The sequence below is a fragment of the Streptomyces paludis genome, from assembly GCF_003344965.1.
Lineage (GTDB): Bacteria > Actinomycetota > Actinomycetes > Streptomycetales > Streptomycetaceae > Streptomyces > Streptomyces paludis.
Genome location: NZ_CP031194.1, coordinates 5,771,626 through 5,788,789 on the forward strand (window position 1 = coordinate 5,771,626; position 17,164 = coordinate 5,788,789).

Below are 17,164 nucleotides of genomic sequence, written 5' to 3' on the forward strand. Positions count from 1 at the left end.
ACGCCGGCACGGACACCGGCACCCGCACAGCCACCGGCACCCATGCCGACAGCGGCACCGACAGCGGCACCGACAGCGGCACCGGCTCCGGAATCGCGCGGAGCGGTCCGGTGAGCGCCGAGGGCATGGCCGTCGCCGGGCGCGCGGTCCCCGGCGGCGGCTCGGGGCTGCTCCCGCAGCTCGCGCTCGCCCTGATCTGCGGCGGATACGCCACCGGCGCGGCGCTGGGCTGGGGCTCGGAGCGGCTCGCCCTGTTCATGGGCGACTTCGGGCTCAGTATCGCCGCGCTGATCGCCGCCGTCTCCTGCTTCTGCTACGCGCGTGGCCACGTCAGCCGGTTCCGGCCGGCCTGGCTGCTCTTCTCGTTCTCCTCCGCGATGGCCTCCGCCGGGAACGCCGTCTGGGGCTGGTACGAGGTCGTCCTCGGCCGGACGGTCCCGAGCCCGTCCCTCGCGGACCTGCTCTTCCTCTGCTTCGCGCCGCCCGCCATCGTCGGCCTGCTCGTCCTGGCCAAACGCCCGGTCAGCCGGGCCGGCTGGGTCTGTCTCGCGCTGGACTCCTGGCTCATCGGCGGCTCGCTGCTCACCCTCTCCTGGAGCCTCGCCCTCGCCCGTACGACGGCGATCCCGGGCGAGAGCGTCCTCCAGTCCGCGCTGTCCCTCGCCTATCCGCTGCTCGACATCGTGCTGGTGAGCATGGTCCTCGCGCTGCACTTCCGGCGGGCCACCGGCAACCGCTCCGCGGTCAACACCGCGATCGCCGCCCTCGCCCTGACCGTGCTCTGCGACGCGCTGTTCACCTCCCCGCTGCTGCGCGACACCTACCGCTCCGGCCAGCTGCTGGACGCCGGCTGGTTCGCCGGGTCGCTGCTCCTCGCGTACGCGCCCTGGGGCGCGCGCCGGATGGCCGAGACCGCCCCCGCGCCGCCCCGGCCCGGGCGCCACACGACCCCGATCGCCAGCTCGCTGGCCGCCCTCACGCCGTATCTCGCCGCGGCCGTCTGCACCCTCGGCATCCTCTACAACGTCATCGAGGGCCGCCGGGTCGACCGCGTCGTGGTCCTCACCGGCTGTACGGTCGTGCTCGCGCTGGTTGTACGGCAGGGCATCATGCTCGTCGACAACATCGCCCTCACCCACGAGCTGGCCCACAAGGAGAACCACTTCCGCTCCCTGGTGCAGGGCTCCAGCGACGTCATCATGATCGCCGCGCCCTCCGGCATACTCCGCTACGTCAGCCCCGCCGCGGCGGGTGTGTACGGGCGCGACGCCGAGGACCTGGTCGGCGCCGAGCTGGCCTCGATCATCCACCCGGACGACCTGGGCCGGGTCATCCGCGAGGTCCGGCGCTTTCTGGCCGCCCCGCCCGCGGAGGAGCCCACGACCCGGATCGAGTGCCGGTTCCGGTCGGGCAGCGGCGGCTGGCTCAACGTGGAGTCCACCGTCAACCGCCACCAGGGCGGGCTGATCTTCAACAGCCGGGACGTCACCGAGCGCGTCCGGCTCCAGGCCCAGCTCCAGCACAACGCCGAGCACGACCCGCTCACCGACCTCCCCAACCGCGCCCTCTTCACCGAACGCGTCCGCCAGGCCCTCTCCGGCCGCCGCGCGACCGACCCCGGCACCGCCGTCCTCTTCATCGACCTCGACGGCTTCAAGGGCGTCAACGACCGGCTGGGCCACCAGGCGGGCGACGAGCTGCTCATCATGGCCGCCCACCGGCTCCAGGAGTCCGTACGGGCCGGGGACACCGCCGCCAGGCTCGGCGGCGACGAGTTCGCCGCCCTTGTCCTCGGTGACGGCTCGCGCGACCAGTCCGCCCGGGAGTACCAGGTCCACGAGATCGCCGACCGGCTCCGGCTCCGGCTCTCCCAGCCGTACCGGATCGACGGCAACGACGTCCGGGTCGCCGCCTCCATCGGTGTCGCCTTCGCCGAGCCCGGCATAACCCCCAGCAGCCTCATGCGCAACGCCGACCTCGCGATGTACCGCGCCAAGGCCGCCGGCAAGGACCGTGTCGAGATGTACGCGCCCCAGATGCAGGCCGACGTGGTCCGCAGGACCGAGCTGGCGGCCCGGCTGCGCACCGCCCTGCACGACGGCGAGTTCACCCTGCTCCACCAGCCCGTGGTGCATCTCACCTCCGGCCGGATCACGGCGGTCGCCGCCCAGGCCCGCTGGCGCTCCTCCCAGGGCATCCTGTTCACCCCCGCCGAGTTCCTGCGCGTCGCCGACGACGGCGACCGCACCGCCGAACTCGGCCGCTGGCTCCTCGAACACGCGGTGGAGGAGGCCGCCGAACGGATGCGTCTCGGCCATACCGTCGTGCCGGTCACGGTCCGGCTCCCGGCCCGCAGACTCCTCGACAAGTCGATGCCGCCCGGCGCCGTCGAAAGCCTGCTCGCCCGCCACCAGCTCCCCTCGGGCGCCCTGCTGATCGAGCTGTCAGACAGCGACCCGCGCGCCTCCCTGGACGAGCTGGAGCACCGTCTCGTGGCCCTGCGCCGGCTCGGCGTCCGGATCGCCCTCGACGGCTTCGGCAGCGGCTACGCGGCCATCAGCGCCCTGCGCAGACTCCCCGTCGACGTCCTCAAGCTCGACCGCGGTCTGGTCGAGGGCGTCGTCGAGTCCGCCCGGCTGCACAAGATCACGGCGGGGCTGCTCCGGATCGCCCGCGACCTCGGTATGCAGTCCGTCGCCGACGGCGTGGACGTTCCCGAGCAGGTGATCGCCCTGCGCGCCATGGGCTGCACCCACGGCCAGGGCATGGCCTTCTCCGGGCCGCTCGACGAGTACCGGCTGCGCCGGGCCCTGGCCGTCGGCGCCTTCCCGCTGCCGGGCGGCGCGCCCCTGCCCGTCCTCACGCGCGGCGCGCTCCCCGGGCGCCGCCCCCGGCCGCCGGTCCCGCAGCAGGTCCCCCAGCAGGTCTCCGACCGGATTTCACGCCCCACCATCCGCTCGAATAGTGAGACGCCTGTCCCACCCACTTGACAGCCGGGGTGGGCCGGGAGGAGGGTCGCTTCCATGCGCACCCGAATTCTCGTACTTGGAAAGCGCGTCGGCTGAAGCAGAGCGTCTCACCCGCTCCGCAGACCGCACCGACGCGCTCCCCTCGCCTGCCTCACGGCACGGGGGGTTTTTTGTTGCACCGGAACGTCGCAAACCCTCGCAAAAACCTCGCACACCCTCAGCTTCGAGAAGAGAATGCCGATGACCGACCAGGCCACCGGGGCCCACCATCCGCAGCCGCGGGCCCGTAACGGCGGACAGTCCTCCGCCTCCCTCCCTGTCGAGCACGTCACGGGCGCCCAGTCGCTCATCCGCTCTCTTGAGGAAGTGGGCGCCGACACGGTATTCGGTATCCCCGGCGGCGCCATCCTCCCGGCGTACGACCCGATGATGGACTCCACCCGGGTCCGGCACATCCTCGTCCGCCACGAGCAGGGCGCCGGCCACGCGGCCGAGGGGTACGCGCAGGCCACCGGCAAGGTCGGGGTCTGTATGGCGACCTCGGGCCCCGGCGCGACCAACCTGGTCACCCCGATCGCCGACGCGCACATGGACTCCGTGCCGATCGTCGCGATCACCGGCCAGGTGGCCAGCGCGGCCATCGGGACGGACGCCTTCCAGGAGGCGGACATCTGCGGCATCACGATGCCGATCACCAAGCACAACTTCCTGGTCACCAAGGCCGAGGACATCCCGCGGACCATCGCGGAGGCGTTCCACATCGCCTCCACCGGCCGCCCGGGGCCCGTCCTGGTCGACATCGCGAAGGACGCCCTCCAGGCGCGTACCACCTTCAGCTGGCCGCCCACCCACGATCTGCCCGGCTACCGCCCGGTCACCAAGCCGCACGCCAAGCAGATCCGCGAGGCCGCCAAGCTGATCACCCAGGCGAGCCGCCCGGTGCTGTACGTCGGCGGCGGCGTCCTGAAGGCCGGCGCCACCGCCGAGCTGAAGGTCCTCGCCGAGCTGACCGGCGCGCCCGTCACCACCACCCTGATGGCCCTGGGCGCCTTCCCCGACAGCCACCCGCTGCATGTGGGCATGCCGGGCATGCACGGCTCGGTCACCGCCGTCACCGCGCTCCAGAAGGCCGACCTGATCGTCGCCCTCGGCGCCCGCTTCGACGACCGTGTCACCGGCAAGCTGGAGAGCTTCGCGCCGCACGCCAAGATCGTCCACGCCGATATCGACCCGGCCGAGATCGGCAAGAACCGCGTCGCGGACGTGCCGATCGTCGGGGACGCCCGCGAGGTCCTGGCCGATCTCGTCCAGGCCGTCCAGGCCGAGCACACCGACGGCCATGTCGGCGACTACACCGCGTGGTGGAACGACCTCAACCGCTGGCGCGAGACCTACCCCCTGGGCTACGACCAGCCCGGCGACGGCACCCTCTCGCCGCAGCAGGTCATCCAGCGCATCGGACAGCTCGCCCCCGAGGACACGATCTTCGCCGCGGGCGTCGGCCAGCACCAGATGTGGGCCGCCCACTTCATCGAGTACGAGAAGCCCGCCACCTGGCTGAACTCCGGCGGCGCCGGAACGATGGGGTACGCCATCCCCGCGGCCATGGGCGCCAAGGCAGGGCAGCCGGACCGTACCGTCTGGGCCATCGACGGCGACGGCTGCTTCCAGATGACCAACCAGGAACTCACCACCTGCGCCCTGAACAACATCCCGGTCAAGGTCGCGATCATCAACAACGGCGCGCTCGGGATGGTCCGCCAGTGGCAGACCCTCTTCTACAACCAGCGCTACTCCAACACCGTCCTGCACGGCGGTGACGGCAGCGGCAGCGCGCCGACCGGCGGCACCCGCGTCCCGGACTTCGTGAAGCTGGCCGAGGCCATGGGCTGTGTCGCCATGCGCTGCGAGTCCCCGGACGAGCTGGACGCGGTGATCGCCAAGGCCAACGCCATCAACGACCGTCCCGTCGTGATCGACTTCATCGTCCACGAGGACGCCCAGGTCTGGCCGATGGTCGCCGCCGGCACCTCGAACGACGAGGTCATGGCCGCCAGGGACGTCCGTCCCGACTTCGGCGACAGCGCCGACGACTGAGCCGCGAGAACGAGAGAAGAGACGGACACATGACCAGGCACACCCTCTCCGTTCTGGTGGAGAACACCCCCGGCATCCTCGCCCGGATCGCCGCGCTGTTCTCCCGCCGCGGTTTCAACATCGACTCGCTCGCGGTCGGTGTCACCGAACATCCCGACATCTCCCGCATCACCATCGTGGTCAATGTCGAGGAACTGCCCCTCGAACAGGTGACGAAGCAGCTCAACAAGCTGGTGAACGTCCTGAAGATCGTCGAACTCGAGCCCGGCGCTGCGATCCAGCGCGAGCTCGTCCTGGTGAAGGTCCGCGCCGACAACGAGACCCGCTCCCAGATCGTCGAGATCGTCCAGCTGTTCCGCGCCAAGACCGTCGACGTGTCACCCGAGGCCGTCACGATCGAGGCCACCGGATCGAGTGACAAGCTCGACGCCATGCTCAAGATGCTGGAGCAGTTCGGCATCAAGGAGCTGGTGCAGTCCGGGACGATCGCCATAGGGCGCGGCGCGCGGTCCATCACGGACCGCAGCCTCCGGGCGCTCGACCGCAGCGCGTAACGCGACGCGTCACGCGGGCGGACACGGGCGCCCACCCCGCCCGGCTCGAATGCCGAGACCGGGAAACCACCATCAGCCGCCCCGCCGTACGGTGGGGAGCGAGCTGTTCCACCGAAGTGCACACCAAGGAGAAGACCCAGTGGCCGAGCTGTTCTACGACGACGATGCCGACCTGTCCATCATCCAGAACCGCAAGGTCGCGGTCATCGGATACGGCAGCCAGGGCCACGCCCACGCGCTGTCGCTCCGGGACTCGGGTGTCGACGTCCGGGTCGGCCTGCACGAGGGTTCGAAGTCCAAGGCCAAGGCCGAGGAGCAGGGCCTGCGCGTGGTGACGCCGGCGGAGGCCGCCGCCGAGGCCGACGTCATCATGATCCTGGTGCCGGACCCGATCCAGGGCCAGGTCTACGAGGAGTCCATCAAGGACAACCTGAAGGACGGCGACGCGCTGTTCTTCGGCCACGGCCTGAACATCCGGTACGGCTTCATCAAGCCGCCGGCCAACGTCGATGTCGCCATGGTCGCCCCGAAGGGCCCGGGCCACCTGGTCCGCCGCCAGTACGAGGAGGGCCGCGGCGTTCCGTGTATCGCGGCCGTCGAGCAGGACTTCTCCGGCAAGGCGTTCGCGCTGGCCCTCTCCTACGCGAAGGGGATCGGCGGCACCCGCGCCGGCGTCATCAAGACGACCTTCAAGGAGGAGACCGAGACCGACCTCTTCGGCGAGCAGGCCGTCCTCTGCGGCGGTACGGCCGCGCTGGTCAAGGCGGGCTTCGAGACGCTGACCGAGGCCGGCTACCAGCCGGAGATCGCGTACTTCGAGTGCCTCCACGAGCTGAAGCTGATCGTGGACCTGATGTACGAGGGCGGCCTGGAGAAGATGCGCTGGTCGGTCTCCGAGACCGCCGAATGGGGCGACTACGTCAGCGGCCCGCGGGTCATCACCGACCAGACCAAGGTCGAGATGAAGAAGATCCTGGCCGAGATCCAGGACGGTACGTTCGCCAAGAACTGGATGGACGAGTACCACGGCGGTCTGAAGAAGTACAACGAGTACAAGAAGGCGGACAGCGACAGCCTGCTGGCCACCACCGGCGCCGAGCTGCGCAAGCTCATGAGCTGGGTCGACAACGACGACGCGTAGTACCTGGACGGGCGGCCCCGGTCCCGCGGAATCCGCGCGGACCGGGGCCGCCGTACCGGCGCCGGCGCCGGGCCGCACGTACGAGTGATACCTGCCGCACGGGCGGAAGAAGTGCCCGGTGGCAGCACTACACTGCTCAACACATACGCGTCAGGCCCACAGCGTCGTGCGTCTTTCACGCGGTTAGGGCGCGTCACGCCCTAGGACCCCTCCACCGCATGCGGCCGTCGGGACGGCCGTCCGCAATGGGACTTGTGAGGACTCACGTGAGCTCGAAACCTGTCGTACTCATCGCTGAAGAGCTTTCGCCCGCCACCGTCGACGCGCTCGGTCCGGATTTCGAGATCCGGCACTGCAACGGCGCCGACCGCGCGGAGCTGCTGCCGGCCATCGCCGACGTGGACGCGATTCTCGTCCGCTCCGCGACCAAGGTGGACGCCGAGGCCGTCGCCGCGGCGACGAAGCTGCGGGTCGTGGCCCGCGCCGGGGTGGGCCTCGACAATGTCGACGTCTCCGCCGCCACCAAGGCCGGCGTGATGGTCGTCAACGCGCCGACCTCCAACATCGTCACCGCCGCGGAGCTGGCCTGCGGTCTGCTGGTCGCCACGGCGCGCAACATCCCGCAGGCGAACACCGCGCTCAAGAACGGCGAGTGGAAGCGCTCCAAGTACACGGGCGTCGAGCTGAGCGAGAAGACCCTCGGCGTCGTCGGTCTCGGCCGTATCGGTGTGCTGGTCGCGCAGCGCATGTCCGCCTTCGGCATGAAGATCGTCGCGTACGACCCCTATGTGCAGCCGGCCCGCGCCGCTCAGATGGGCGTCAAGCTGCTGACCCTGGACGAGCTGCTCGAAGTCTCCGACTTCATCACCGTGCACCTCCCCAAGACGCCCGAGACCCTCGGTCTGATCGGTGACGAGGCGCTGCACAAGGTCAAGCCGTCCGTCCGGATCGTCAACGCCGCGCGCGGCGGGATCGTGGACGAGGAGGCGCTCGCCTCCGCGCTCAAGGAGGGCCGGGTCGCCGGCGCCGGGCTCGACGTGTACACGAAGGAGCCCTGCACGGACTCCCCGCTCTTCCAGTTCGACCAGGTCGTCTGCACCCCGCACCTCGGCGCGTCCACCGACGAGGCGCAGGAGAAGGCGGGTATCGCGGTCGCCCGCTCGGTGCGGCTGGCGCTCGCCGGCGAGCTGGTCCCCGACGCGGTCAACGTCCAGGGCGGGGTCATCGCCGAGGACGTACGGCCCGGTCTGCCGCTCGCCGAGAAGCTCGGCCGGATCTTCACCGCCCTCGCGGGCGAGGTCGCGGCCCGCCTCGATGTCGAGGTGTACGGCGAGATCACCCAGCACGATGTGAAGGTGCTCGAACTCTCCGCGCTCAAGGGCGTGTTCGAGGACGTCGTCGCCGAGACCGTGTCGTACGTCAACGCGCCGCTGTTCGCGCAGGAGCGCGGTGTCGAGGTCCGGCTGACCACCTCCAGCGAGTCCCCGAACCACCGCAACGTGGTCACCGTGCGCGGCACGCTCTCCAGCGGCGAGGAGGTCTCGGTCTCCGGCACCCTGGCCGGCCCCAAGCACCTGCTGAAGATCGTCGCGATCGGTGAGTACGACGTGGAGCTGGCGCTCGCCGACCACATGGTCGTCCTGCGCTACGAGGACCGTCCGGGCGTGGTCGGCACCGTCGGCCGGATCCTCGGCGAGGCCGGTCTCAACATCGCCGGGATGCAGGTCGCGCGCGCGGAGGAGGGCGGCGAGGCGCTGGTCGTCCTCACCGTCGACGACACCGTGCCGCCGGCGGTGCTCACCGAGATCGCCGACGAGATCGGCGCGGCCTCGGCCCGCTCGGTGAACCTGACCGACTGATCCACCCACGAGGTACGCGAGGGGCCCGGCGGCGACGCCGGGCCCCTTCCGCGTGCCGTACCCCGGAGAGGAACGCGACATGTCCGACGACCGTTTCCTGCGCATCCACAGCCCCGAGTTCCAGGCCATGGCGGACCGGGTCCTGCGCGTCACCGCGCTCACCTCGCGCCTCAACGTCCTGCCCTTCGACGACGAGGCCGGAAAGGCGGAGCTGTTCGAGCAGATCCTCGGCAGGCCGCTCCCGGCGCGCACCACGATCTATCCGCCCTTCTACACGGACCACGGCCTCCATCTCGACCTCGCCGAGCGCGTGTTCATCAACCAGAACTGCACGTTCCTGGATTACGCCGGGATCCGGCTCGGCGAACGCGTGATGGTCGGCCCCAAGGTCACCTTCATCACCAGCGGCCACCCGGTCGACCCCGAGGAACGACGGGTATGGCTGACCGGCGCGCCCATCGACGTGGCGGAGAACGTATGGATCGGCGCCGGCGCCACAATCCTGCCCGGCGTCACCATCGGCCACGACGCAGTGATCGCCGCCGGCGCGGTCGTCGCCGAGGACGTCCCCCCGGCGAGCCTGGTAACGGGCACCAAGGCAGCCGTACGCAGGCAGTGGTGACGACACCTCGGCGACGTCTCGGGCGGGCCGCAGCCGCCGCGCGTTGTCCTGCCCACGCCACGATGCAAAGATCTTCCTTATGCATGGGTCCCCTTCACCGCAGTCCGATCAGCCGCGAACGCCGCCCGCTGAACCCCCTTCCCCAGCGCGGTCGGAGCCGCCGGAGGCCCTGACTGACCGGGCCGCGCGGCCTGTTGGGCCGTTGGCGATCGCCTTGGCGGTCGGGCTGCTGCTCGGGGGCGGGGGTGTGGGCGCGGCATGGGCGCTCTCGGGGGACGGTGATGAGCCGGGGGCGCGGGCCGACGCCGTGGCCGCCTGCGCGGCTCTCGACGGGTTCGACGAGTCGATGTACATGACCAAGGGCTCCGCCGGGGAAGTGGCGGGCCACCGCTGGGGCGCCGCGTACAGCCTCTCGCGCGCGGCCGCGGCGGGCGACGCCGCGTACAAGCCGCTCGCGAACGCGATCCAGGGGGCGTCCGACCGGATCATGTCGACGTTCGAGGTCGATGCCGAGGCGAAGGCGGGCATACGCAAGGCGCGCGTCCTCTGCGCGGACCTCTGACCCACCGTCGCGGGTACCCAAAGGATCAGAGCCGGGCCGCCTTCAGGGCCATGTGGAGGAGGAGCCGGTCCTCGCCGTTGGCCAGGTCCAGGCCGGTGAGCTGTTCGATCCGGGAGAGCCGGTAGTAGAGCGTCTGGCGGTGGATGCCGAGTGCGGCGGCGGTGCGGCCTGCCTGGCCCGCGTGGTCGAGGAAGACCTCGGCGGTGTGGGCCAGTTCGGTGTGGGTGGGGGTCAGCAGGGTGCGGACGGTGGGGTCGGGGGTGCGGGGGAGGGCGGTCAGCAGGCGGTACGGGCCGATGGCCGTCCACTGGGCCACCGGGCCGAAGCGGGGCCGGCCCACGGACGCGCGGGCCGCGGCGACCGCCTCGCGCCAGGCGTCGGGCAGGTCGGCGGGGCCCCGGCGCGGGGCGCCCGCGCCCGCTCCGGTCGTCGGGCCCGCGCCCTCGCGCAGCCGGGCGGCGGCCGTCAGGGCGGGGGTGAGCGCGTCGGCCGACCGGAGCCGTACGAGCAGGGCCAGTGCCTGGGGTGGGGGCGGTGCGTCCGGGGCGCTGGTGTGGGTGTCGGTGGGGGCCGGTTCGTCGGGTCCGTACGGCAGGGTGCACAGGGCCGCCGTGCCCGGGACCGCCCGTACCCCCGGTTCCTCCCCGGGCCACGGCGCCACGCACAGCAGCACATGCGGCCCCTCCGCCCCCGGGCCGAGCGCCGTGCGCAGCGCGGCCACCGCCATGTCCCGCTGCCAGCCGGGACCGGCGGTGAGCACGGCCCGCAGCTCCCGGGCCAGATCGACGCCCGACCGCAGCTCGTCGGCGAGCAGATCCCCGATCCGGCCGGTCACCTCCATGGCCGCCGCCAGCCGGGACGCGGCCGGGCCCGGGTCCGCGTCGTCCAGCAGCAGCCAGACATAGCCGAGGACCTGGCCCCGGTGACGGACCGGCAGACAGATCCGGCCCCGGAAGACCCCCGCGTCCGGCGCCGCCGGGATCCGGACCGGCGCGGTCGCCCGGGTGATGCCGAAGCCCTCGAACCAGGCGCGGACCGCCGGGGTGGACTTCCGGGTCAGGATCGACCGCGTCCTGACCGGATCCATCACCGTGTCGTCCACGCTGTCGTGCGCGCCGAAGGCGATCAGCCCGAAGTCGCGGTTCTCCAGCGTCGCCGGGACGCCGAGCAGCGCCGAGATCTCGTCGACCAGTTCCTGGTAATCGTCCTTCACCGGGGCATTCTCCCACCGCCCGACGCCGTCTTCAGACATCTGTCTGAGATCCCGGCCACGGATGCGTGACAGCTGTCGATGGCAGAGGATCGGAGCGCTCTCTAGGTTTCAGAGTGTTCCCCCGCCGCGCACGCCCCCGGCGCACCGCGGCCGTTCCGTACTCACCGTCACCGTGGAGGTGCCCGTGCTGGGTCCCGTGATCCTTGCCGCGTCGCGGAGCGACGCCATGCGGCGTGCCGTCTCGGCCGCCCCGGTGACCCGGCCCGTGGTGGACCGGTTCATCGCCGGTGAGTCCATCGAGCAGATGACCCCCGTCCTCGCGGAGCTGGCCGGCCGCGGGTTGCAGGTCACCCTCGACGTCCTCGGCGAGGACATCACCGATCCGGCCGAGGCACGCGCCGCCCGGGACGCGTATCTGCGGCTCATCGAGGCGCTCGCCCCGCTGGAGCTGGGCCCCCGCGCCGAGATGTCGGTGAAGCTCTCCTCCTTCGGCCAGGCGCTGCCCGGCGGCCACGACCTCGCGCTGGCCAATGTCACCGCCGTCGTCGAGGCCGCCGCCGCGATCGGCACCACGGTCACCCTCGACGCCGAGGACCACACCACCCTCGACTCGATGCTCGCCATCCACGCCGAACTGCGCGTCCGCTTCCCGGAGACCGGCGCGGTCGTCCAGTCGTACCTCTTCCGTACGGAAGAGGACTGCCGCGCCCTCGCCGACGCCGGATCGCGCGTCCGTCTCGTCAAGGGCGCCTACAAGGAGCCCGGCTCGGTCGCGTACCTCGACAAGGCCGAGGTCGACCGCGCGTACGTCCGCTGCCTGCGGATCCTGATGGACGGCGCCGGCTACCCGATGGTCGGCACCCACGACCCGCGCCTCGTCGCGATCGCCCAGGACCTCGCGCACCGCGCCGGGCGCAAGCTCGACGAGTACGAGTTCCAGATGCTGTACGGCATCCGCGAGGCCGAGCAGGTCCGGCTCGCCGCCGAGGGACACCGGATGCGGGTCTATGTCGCGTACGGCACCGACTGGTACGGATATTTCATGCGCCGCCTCGCCGAGCGCCCCGCCAACCTCGCGTTCTTCCTGCGCTCGCTCGTCAGCCGCGGCTGACCCCTCTCACCCAAGGAGCTTCGCCACCATGGACGCAGTGACCCAGGTTCCCGCGCCGGTCAACGAGCCGGTGCACGGCTACGCCCCCGGCTCCGCCGAGCGCGCCCGCCTGGAGGTCAAGCTCAAGGAGCTGGCCGAGAACCCCGTCGACCTGCCGATGACCATCGGCGGCGAGAAGCGGATGGGCGGCGGCGCGCGCGTCGATGTCGTCCAGCCGCACAACCACGGCGCCGTGCTGGGCACCTTCGCGGGCGCCACCGAGCAGGACGCGCGGGACGCCGTCGACGCCGCGCTGGCCGCCGCCCCCGCCTGGCGCGCGATGGCCTTCGACGACCGCGCCGCGATCATCCTGCGCGCCGCCGAACTGCTCTCCGGGCCCTGGCGCGAGACGCTGGCCGCCGCGACCATGCTCGGCCAGTCCAAGACCGTCCAGCAGGCCGAGATCGACACCCCGTGCGAACTCGTCGACTTCTGGCGCTTCAACGTCAAGTACGCCCGCGACCTGCTGGCCGAGCAGCCGCCGGCCAACTCGCCCGGCGTGTGGAACCGGCTCGACCACCGGCCGCTCGAAGGCTTCGTCTACGCGATCACCCCGTTCAACTTCACGGCGATCGCGGGCAATCTGCCCACCGCGCCCGCGCTCATGGGCAATGTGGTCGTGTGGAAGCCGTCCCCGACGCAGACCCTCTCCGCCGTCCTGCTGATGCGGGTGCTGGAGGAGGCCGGACTGCCCAAGGGCGTCATCAACCTGGTGACGGGCGACGGCATCGCCGTCTCCGAGGTGGCCCTGAACCACCCCGAGCTGGCGGGCATCCACTTCACCGGCTCGACCCGGACCTTCCAGCACCTGTGGAAGACCGTCGGCGCCAACATCGAGAAGTACCGCTCCTACCCGCGCATCGTCGGCGAGACGGGCGGCAAGGACTTTGTCGTCGCCCACCCGAGCGCCGACCGCGCCATCCTCAAGACCGCGCTGACCAGGGGCTCCTTCGAGTACCAGGGCCAGAAGTGCTCGGCCTCCTCGCGCGCGTACATCCCCGCGTCGATCTGGCACGACGGCTTCGCGGAGGAGTTCGCGGCCGAGGTCGACGGGATCGCCATGGGTGATGTCACCGATCTGTCGAACTTCATCGGGGCGGTCATCGACGAGCGCGCCTTCGCCAAGAACAAGGCCGCGATCGACCGCGCCGCCGCCGACCCGGCCTGCACCGTCGTCGCGGGCGGCACGTACGACGACTCCGTCGGCTACTTCGTCCGCCCGACCGTGATCCTCTGCACGGACCCGGAGAGCGAGGTCTTCACGGACGAGTACTTCGGCCCGATCCTCGCCGTGCATGTGTACGAGGACGACGCGTACGACGCGATGCTGGCCCAGATGGAGTCCGTCTCGGCGTACGCCCTGACCGGCGCCGTCATCGCGAACGACCGCGCCGCCGCCGCCGCGACGATGGAGAAGCTCCGCTACGCGGCCGGCAACTTCTACATCAACGACAAGTCGACCGGCGCGGTCGTCGGCCAGCAGCCCTTCGGCGGCGGGCGCGCCTCCGGCACCAACGACAAGGCGGGCGCCCCGCAGAATCTGACGCGCTGGACGCTGACCCGCGCCATCAAGGAGACGCTGGTCCCGCCGACGGACTACCGCTACCCCCACATGGGCTGACCTGCCCCGGCCCTCACCGGCCCCCCGATCCCGCCCCCGCACCGGTTGCCCCCCCTTCCGGTGCGGGGGCGGTCCGCTGCGCGGGGTCAGGGGCCCGCCGTCTCAGATAGTAGGAAGTCCGAGTAATTGTGCAGACAGCGCGCCCTCGCTCGCTTAGCTTGGAATGAGCCGAACGTATCGCCGCATCCGGCGAACGGCGGTCGAGGGCCCGCGCCCCGTACAGGCCACCCCTGTCGCGCCCGCCCCCCGCCCCTTCCGGTATCACGCTGCCGCTGGCGCACGCGTGTCCCCACTGCCCCGAGGAGCTGATCCACCATGGCCGAGACGACCGTCCGCCGCCGGGTCCGGCACACCACCCCCCGCACCGGCGAGTCCGACCGCAAGAACGCCGCCGCCGCGCTCCAGCGCGCGCTCGACCGCCGGGACAACGGCGGCTCGACGGGCCACGTCAGCGCGTGATCCCGGTGGGGCGGATCAGCGGGTGACGGTGAAGCGGTCGATCCGCCGGCCCGTCTCCGCGAGCGCCGACACCCGCAGCTCCGGGCGGTGCCCCGTCGTCACCTCGACCGCGAGGAACGAGAACCCGGTGTAGCGCACGCGCGACCACTCCACGCTCTCCGCCGCCTTCGCGCCGCCCGCCTCCCAGTGGTACGACGGCACACTCTCCAGGTCGGCGACCCGGCCCTCGTAGCTGTCCGGCACGGGGAAGTCGTACAGCGCCTTGCCCGCGCCGCCCGCCGTCACGTACACGACGCCGTCCCGTACGGAGCTGACGGCCGCGCCGACCGGCACCGGCCGCCCGACGCGGCCGGCGCGCAGCGCGTCCGTCCGCTCGTACACATGGTTGTGGCCGTTGACGACCAGATCCACCCGGTGCTTGTCGAAGAGCGGCACCCACGCGTCGCGCACCCCGCCGTCCGACGCGTGGGCGTTCGTCGTCGAGAAGGCGCAGTGGTGGAAGAAGACCACGATGAAGTCGATGTCCCGGTCGGCGCGGAGCGCGGCCAGCCGCCGGTCCAGCCAGCGCGTCTGGGCGCCGTCCGTGTAGCCAGTGTTGGCGCGGATCTCGTACGAGACATCGTTGGCGTCCAGCGCCACCACCCCCACATTGCCGTACGTGAACGAGTACACGCCCGGCGACCCCACCGGGTCGAGCCCGCCGTCCGGCAGCGTCCAGCGCGCGTTCTGCCCGCCGTAGCCGTGGGGGGAGTACCACGCCTCCATGTCGTGGTTCCCGGTGGTCACCATCCACGGCACCCGCGCGGCCACCGACTCGGTCTGCGCCAGGAACTGGTCCCACACGCGCGCGTCGTAGACATCGGACGGCAGCCCCTGGCCGTTGGCGTCCGCGTAGCAGATATCGCCCGCGTGCAGATGGAAGGCCGGGTTCTGGCCCAGGATCACCTGGTCGTTGGCGAGGGCGTCGTACGACACCCCCTGGTCCCCGAAGGCGGTGAAGACGAACGTCTCGGGGCGGGCCGGCGCCGTCCGGAAGCTGCCGACGGTCCCGATCCTGGCGGCGTCCGCCGGGTCGAAGCCGTCGTGGCCCACGCCGTAGTAGTACGTGGTGCCGGGGCGCAGCCGCTCCAGGGAGGCGTGCAGGTAGTACTGGTCCACGGCGGGCAGCTTCGCCGACAGCGCGGGCGTGCGCAGCGGGCGCACCTCCGCCCGGATCTTCCGGCTCAGCTCCCACGGCTCCGTGCCGATGCGGACGTACGGGTTCCGCACGGGCAGCGGTACCTGCCACGAGACCGTCATCCGGGTCTTCGGGTCGGCGCCGAACGCCAGATGCCGGCCGAAGGGCGCGACCAGCGCGCCGTCCACCCGCGAGGCGGCCGACGACGGCAGGAAGCCGGGGGCGCCGGGCGTCCGGGCACTTGTCGCACGGCCGGCGGGGGCGGCTGTCGCGGCTGTCGCGGCGCTGGAGCCGAGCAGGCCGGCGCCCGCCACCGTCCCGGCGGCCAGCGTCCCGGCGCGCAGCACATCGCGCCGTCCGATCCGGGCCCGCAGGTACGCGTGCTGCTCGGGCATGGTCATACGGGCGGCGAGGGAGTCGGGGATCCCGACTCGGGGAGTGGGAGATTCCATGGCTCCGACCGTGGCACCACCGGGTGGCCCGGGCATGGAGCCCCGGCGTCCAGCGGGCGGCCGAATCGCAATGTGTCCACAGAATGGACGCACTGTGTCATGGGCTGGGACGAGCGGTAAGGTGCCGACATGTCTCGCAGCATTGATCTCGCAGTGATCCCCGGTGACGGTATCGGCCGGGAAGTCGTGGCCCAGGGCCTCAAAGTCCTGAGCGCCGTGCTTCCGCAGGACGTGAAGCTGGAGACCAAGGAGTACGACCTCGGCGCGAGCCGCTGGCACCGTACCGGAGAGACCCTCCCGGACACGGAGCTGGAGTCCCTCAAGGGCCATGACGCGATCCTGCTCGGCGCGATCGGTGACCCGTCCGTGCCGTCCGGCGTGCTGGAGCGCGGGCTGCTCCTCAAGCTGCGCTTCGCCTTCGACCACTACGTGAACCTGCGTCCGTCGAAGCTCCTCCCCAACACGGAGACCCCGCTGGCCGGCCGCCCCGACATCGACTTCGTCGTCGTCCGCGAGGGCACCGAGGGCCCGTACACCGGCAACGGCGGCTCCCTGCGCACGGGTACGCCCGCCGAGGTGGCCACCGAGGTCAGCATCAATACGGCGTACGGTGTGGAGCGCCTCGTCCGCGACGCGTACGAGCGGGCCAACGCCCGTCCGCGCAAGAAGCTGACGCTGGTCCACAAGAACAACGTCCTCGTCTACGCGGGCCACCTGTGGAAGAACATCTTCGACCGGGTCGGCCAGGAGTACCCCGAGGTCACCACCGACTATCTGCATGTCGACGCCGCGACGATCTTCTTCGTCACCCAGCCCGAGCGCTTCGACGTGATCGTCACCGACAACCTCTTCGGTGACATCCTCACCGACCTGGCCGCCGCCGTGACCGGCGGTATCGGCCTGGCCGCGTCCGCGAACATCAATCCGGACCGTACCTTCCCGTCGATGTTCGAGCCCGTCCACGGCTCGGCCCCGGACATCGCGGGCCAGGGCAAGGCCGACCCCACGGCCACCGTCCTCTCCGTCGCCCTGCTGCTGCGGCACCTCGGTCTCGACGCCGAGGCCGCCCGGATCGAGGAGGCCGTCGCGGCCGACCTCGCCGAGCGGGACAGCGCGGCGGCCGCCGCCCGTACCACGGACCAGATCGGCGACGCGCTCGCGGTACGCGTAGCGAGCTGACCCGACGACTTCTCCTCGCAGCCGCCGGGTCACCAGAACCCGGCGGCTGCGCTGTGCTGTGCGGCCACCGGGCGTACATCCAGCCCCGGACCGCACCTCCGCACCCCTC

General features: G+C 71.5%; 13 protein-coding genes. 11 read left to right on the forward strand and 2 right to left on the reverse strand.

Features of this window, described 5'->3' with window-relative positions:
• Positions 1-125 precede the first annotated feature (125 nt).
• The 7 genes from DVK44_RS25545 (at position 126) to DVK44_RS25575 (ending at position 9,804) form a co-directional block, all read left to right on the forward strand.
• On the forward strand, positions 126-2,990 hold the full coding sequence (locus tag DVK44_RS25545) for a putative bifunctional diguanylate cyclase/phosphodiesterase (protein ID WP_114665435.1): 2,865 nt from the start codon (positions 126-128) through the stop codon (positions 2,988-2,990).
• A 219-nt stretch (positions 2,991-3,209) separates the two neighbouring features.
• Positions 3,210-5,066, forward strand: coding sequence for an acetolactate synthase large subunit (locus tag DVK44_RS25550; protein ID WP_114662224.1), 1,857 nt, complete (start codon positions 3,210-3,212; stop codon positions 5,064-5,066).
• A gap of 29 nt (positions 5,067-5,095) precedes the next feature.
• On the forward strand, positions 5,096-5,620 hold the full coding sequence (gene ilvN / locus DVK44_RS25555) for an acetolactate synthase small subunit (RefSeq protein ID WP_066945691.1): 525 nt from the start codon (positions 5,096-5,098) through the stop codon (positions 5,618-5,620).
• Between the two features lie 139 nt (positions 5,621-5,759).
• Positions 5,760-6,761 carry a ketol-acid reductoisomerase gene (gene ilvC, locus DVK44_RS25560; RefSeq protein ID WP_114662226.1) on the forward strand — a complete coding sequence of 334 codons (1,002 nt, stop codon included), beginning with the start codon at positions 5,760-5,762 and terminating at the stop codon, positions 6,759-6,761.
• Between the two features lie 266 nt (positions 6,762-7,027).
• Positions 7,028-8,620, forward strand: a complete 1,593-nt coding sequence (gene serA, locus DVK44_RS25565; RefSeq protein ID WP_114662235.1) for a phosphoglycerate dehydrogenase — start codon at positions 7,028-7,030, stop codon at positions 8,618-8,620.
• Between the two features lie 79 nt (positions 8,621-8,699).
• Positions 8,700-9,242 carry a DapH/DapD/GlmU-related protein gene (locus DVK44_RS25570; RefSeq protein WP_114662237.1) on the forward strand — a complete coding sequence of 181 codons (543 nt, stop codon included), beginning with the start codon at positions 8,700-8,702 and terminating at the stop codon, positions 9,240-9,242.
• A 202-nt stretch (positions 9,243-9,444) separates the two neighbouring features.
• Positions 9,445-9,804, forward strand: coding sequence for a hypothetical protein (locus tag DVK44_RS25575; protein ID WP_228447372.1), 360 nt, complete (start codon positions 9,445-9,447; stop codon positions 9,802-9,804).
• 25 nt (positions 9,805-9,829) lie between these two features.
• On the opposite strand, the gene DVK44_RS25580 is transcribed toward DVK44_RS25575, so the two are convergent.
• Positions 9,830-11,017 carry a PucR family transcriptional regulator gene (locus DVK44_RS25580; protein WP_228447373.1) on the reverse strand — a complete coding sequence of 396 codons (1,188 nt, stop codon included), beginning with the start codon at positions 11,015-11,017 and terminating at the stop codon, positions 9,830-9,832.
• A gap of 184 nt (positions 11,018-11,201) precedes the next feature.
• Between DVK44_RS25580 and DVK44_RS25585 the strand changes: the two genes are divergently transcribed.
• From DVK44_RS25585 to DVK44_RS36810, 3 genes are all read left to right on the forward strand, one after another.
• Positions 11,202-12,128, forward strand: coding sequence for a proline dehydrogenase family protein (locus DVK44_RS25585; RefSeq protein WP_114662241.1), 927 nt, complete (start codon positions 11,202-11,204; stop codon positions 12,126-12,128).
• A 28-nt stretch (positions 12,129-12,156) separates the two neighbouring features.
• Positions 12,157-13,788, forward strand: coding sequence for an L-glutamate gamma-semialdehyde dehydrogenase (gene pruA, locus DVK44_RS25590; RefSeq protein WP_114662243.1), 1,632 nt, complete (start codon positions 12,157-12,159; stop codon positions 13,786-13,788).
• Positions 13,789-14,103: 315 nt separating this feature from the next.
• On the forward strand, positions 14,104-14,247 hold the full coding sequence (locus tag DVK44_RS36810; RefSeq protein WP_114662244.1) for a hypothetical protein: 144 nt from the start codon (positions 14,104-14,106) through the stop codon (positions 14,245-14,247).
• 15 nt (positions 14,248-14,262) lie between these two features.
• Here the strand turns inward: DVK44_RS36810 and DVK44_RS25600 are convergent, their stop codons facing one another.
• Positions 14,263-15,876, reverse strand: a complete 1,614-nt coding sequence (locus tag DVK44_RS25600; protein WP_181957526.1) for a purple acid phosphatase family protein — start codon at positions 15,874-15,876, stop codon at positions 14,263-14,265.
• Positions 15,877-16,005: 129 nt separating this feature from the next.
• Here DVK44_RS25600 and DVK44_RS25605 point away from each other — a divergent pair, with 129 nt between their 5' ends.
• The gene (locus tag DVK44_RS25605; protein WP_114662248.1) at positions 16,006-17,055 is read left to right on the forward strand and encodes a 3-isopropylmalate dehydrogenase; all 1,050 of its coding nucleotides are present in this window, start codon (positions 16,006-16,008) and stop codon (positions 17,053-17,055) included.
• The last annotated feature ends 109 nt before the right edge of the window (positions 17,056-17,164 follow it).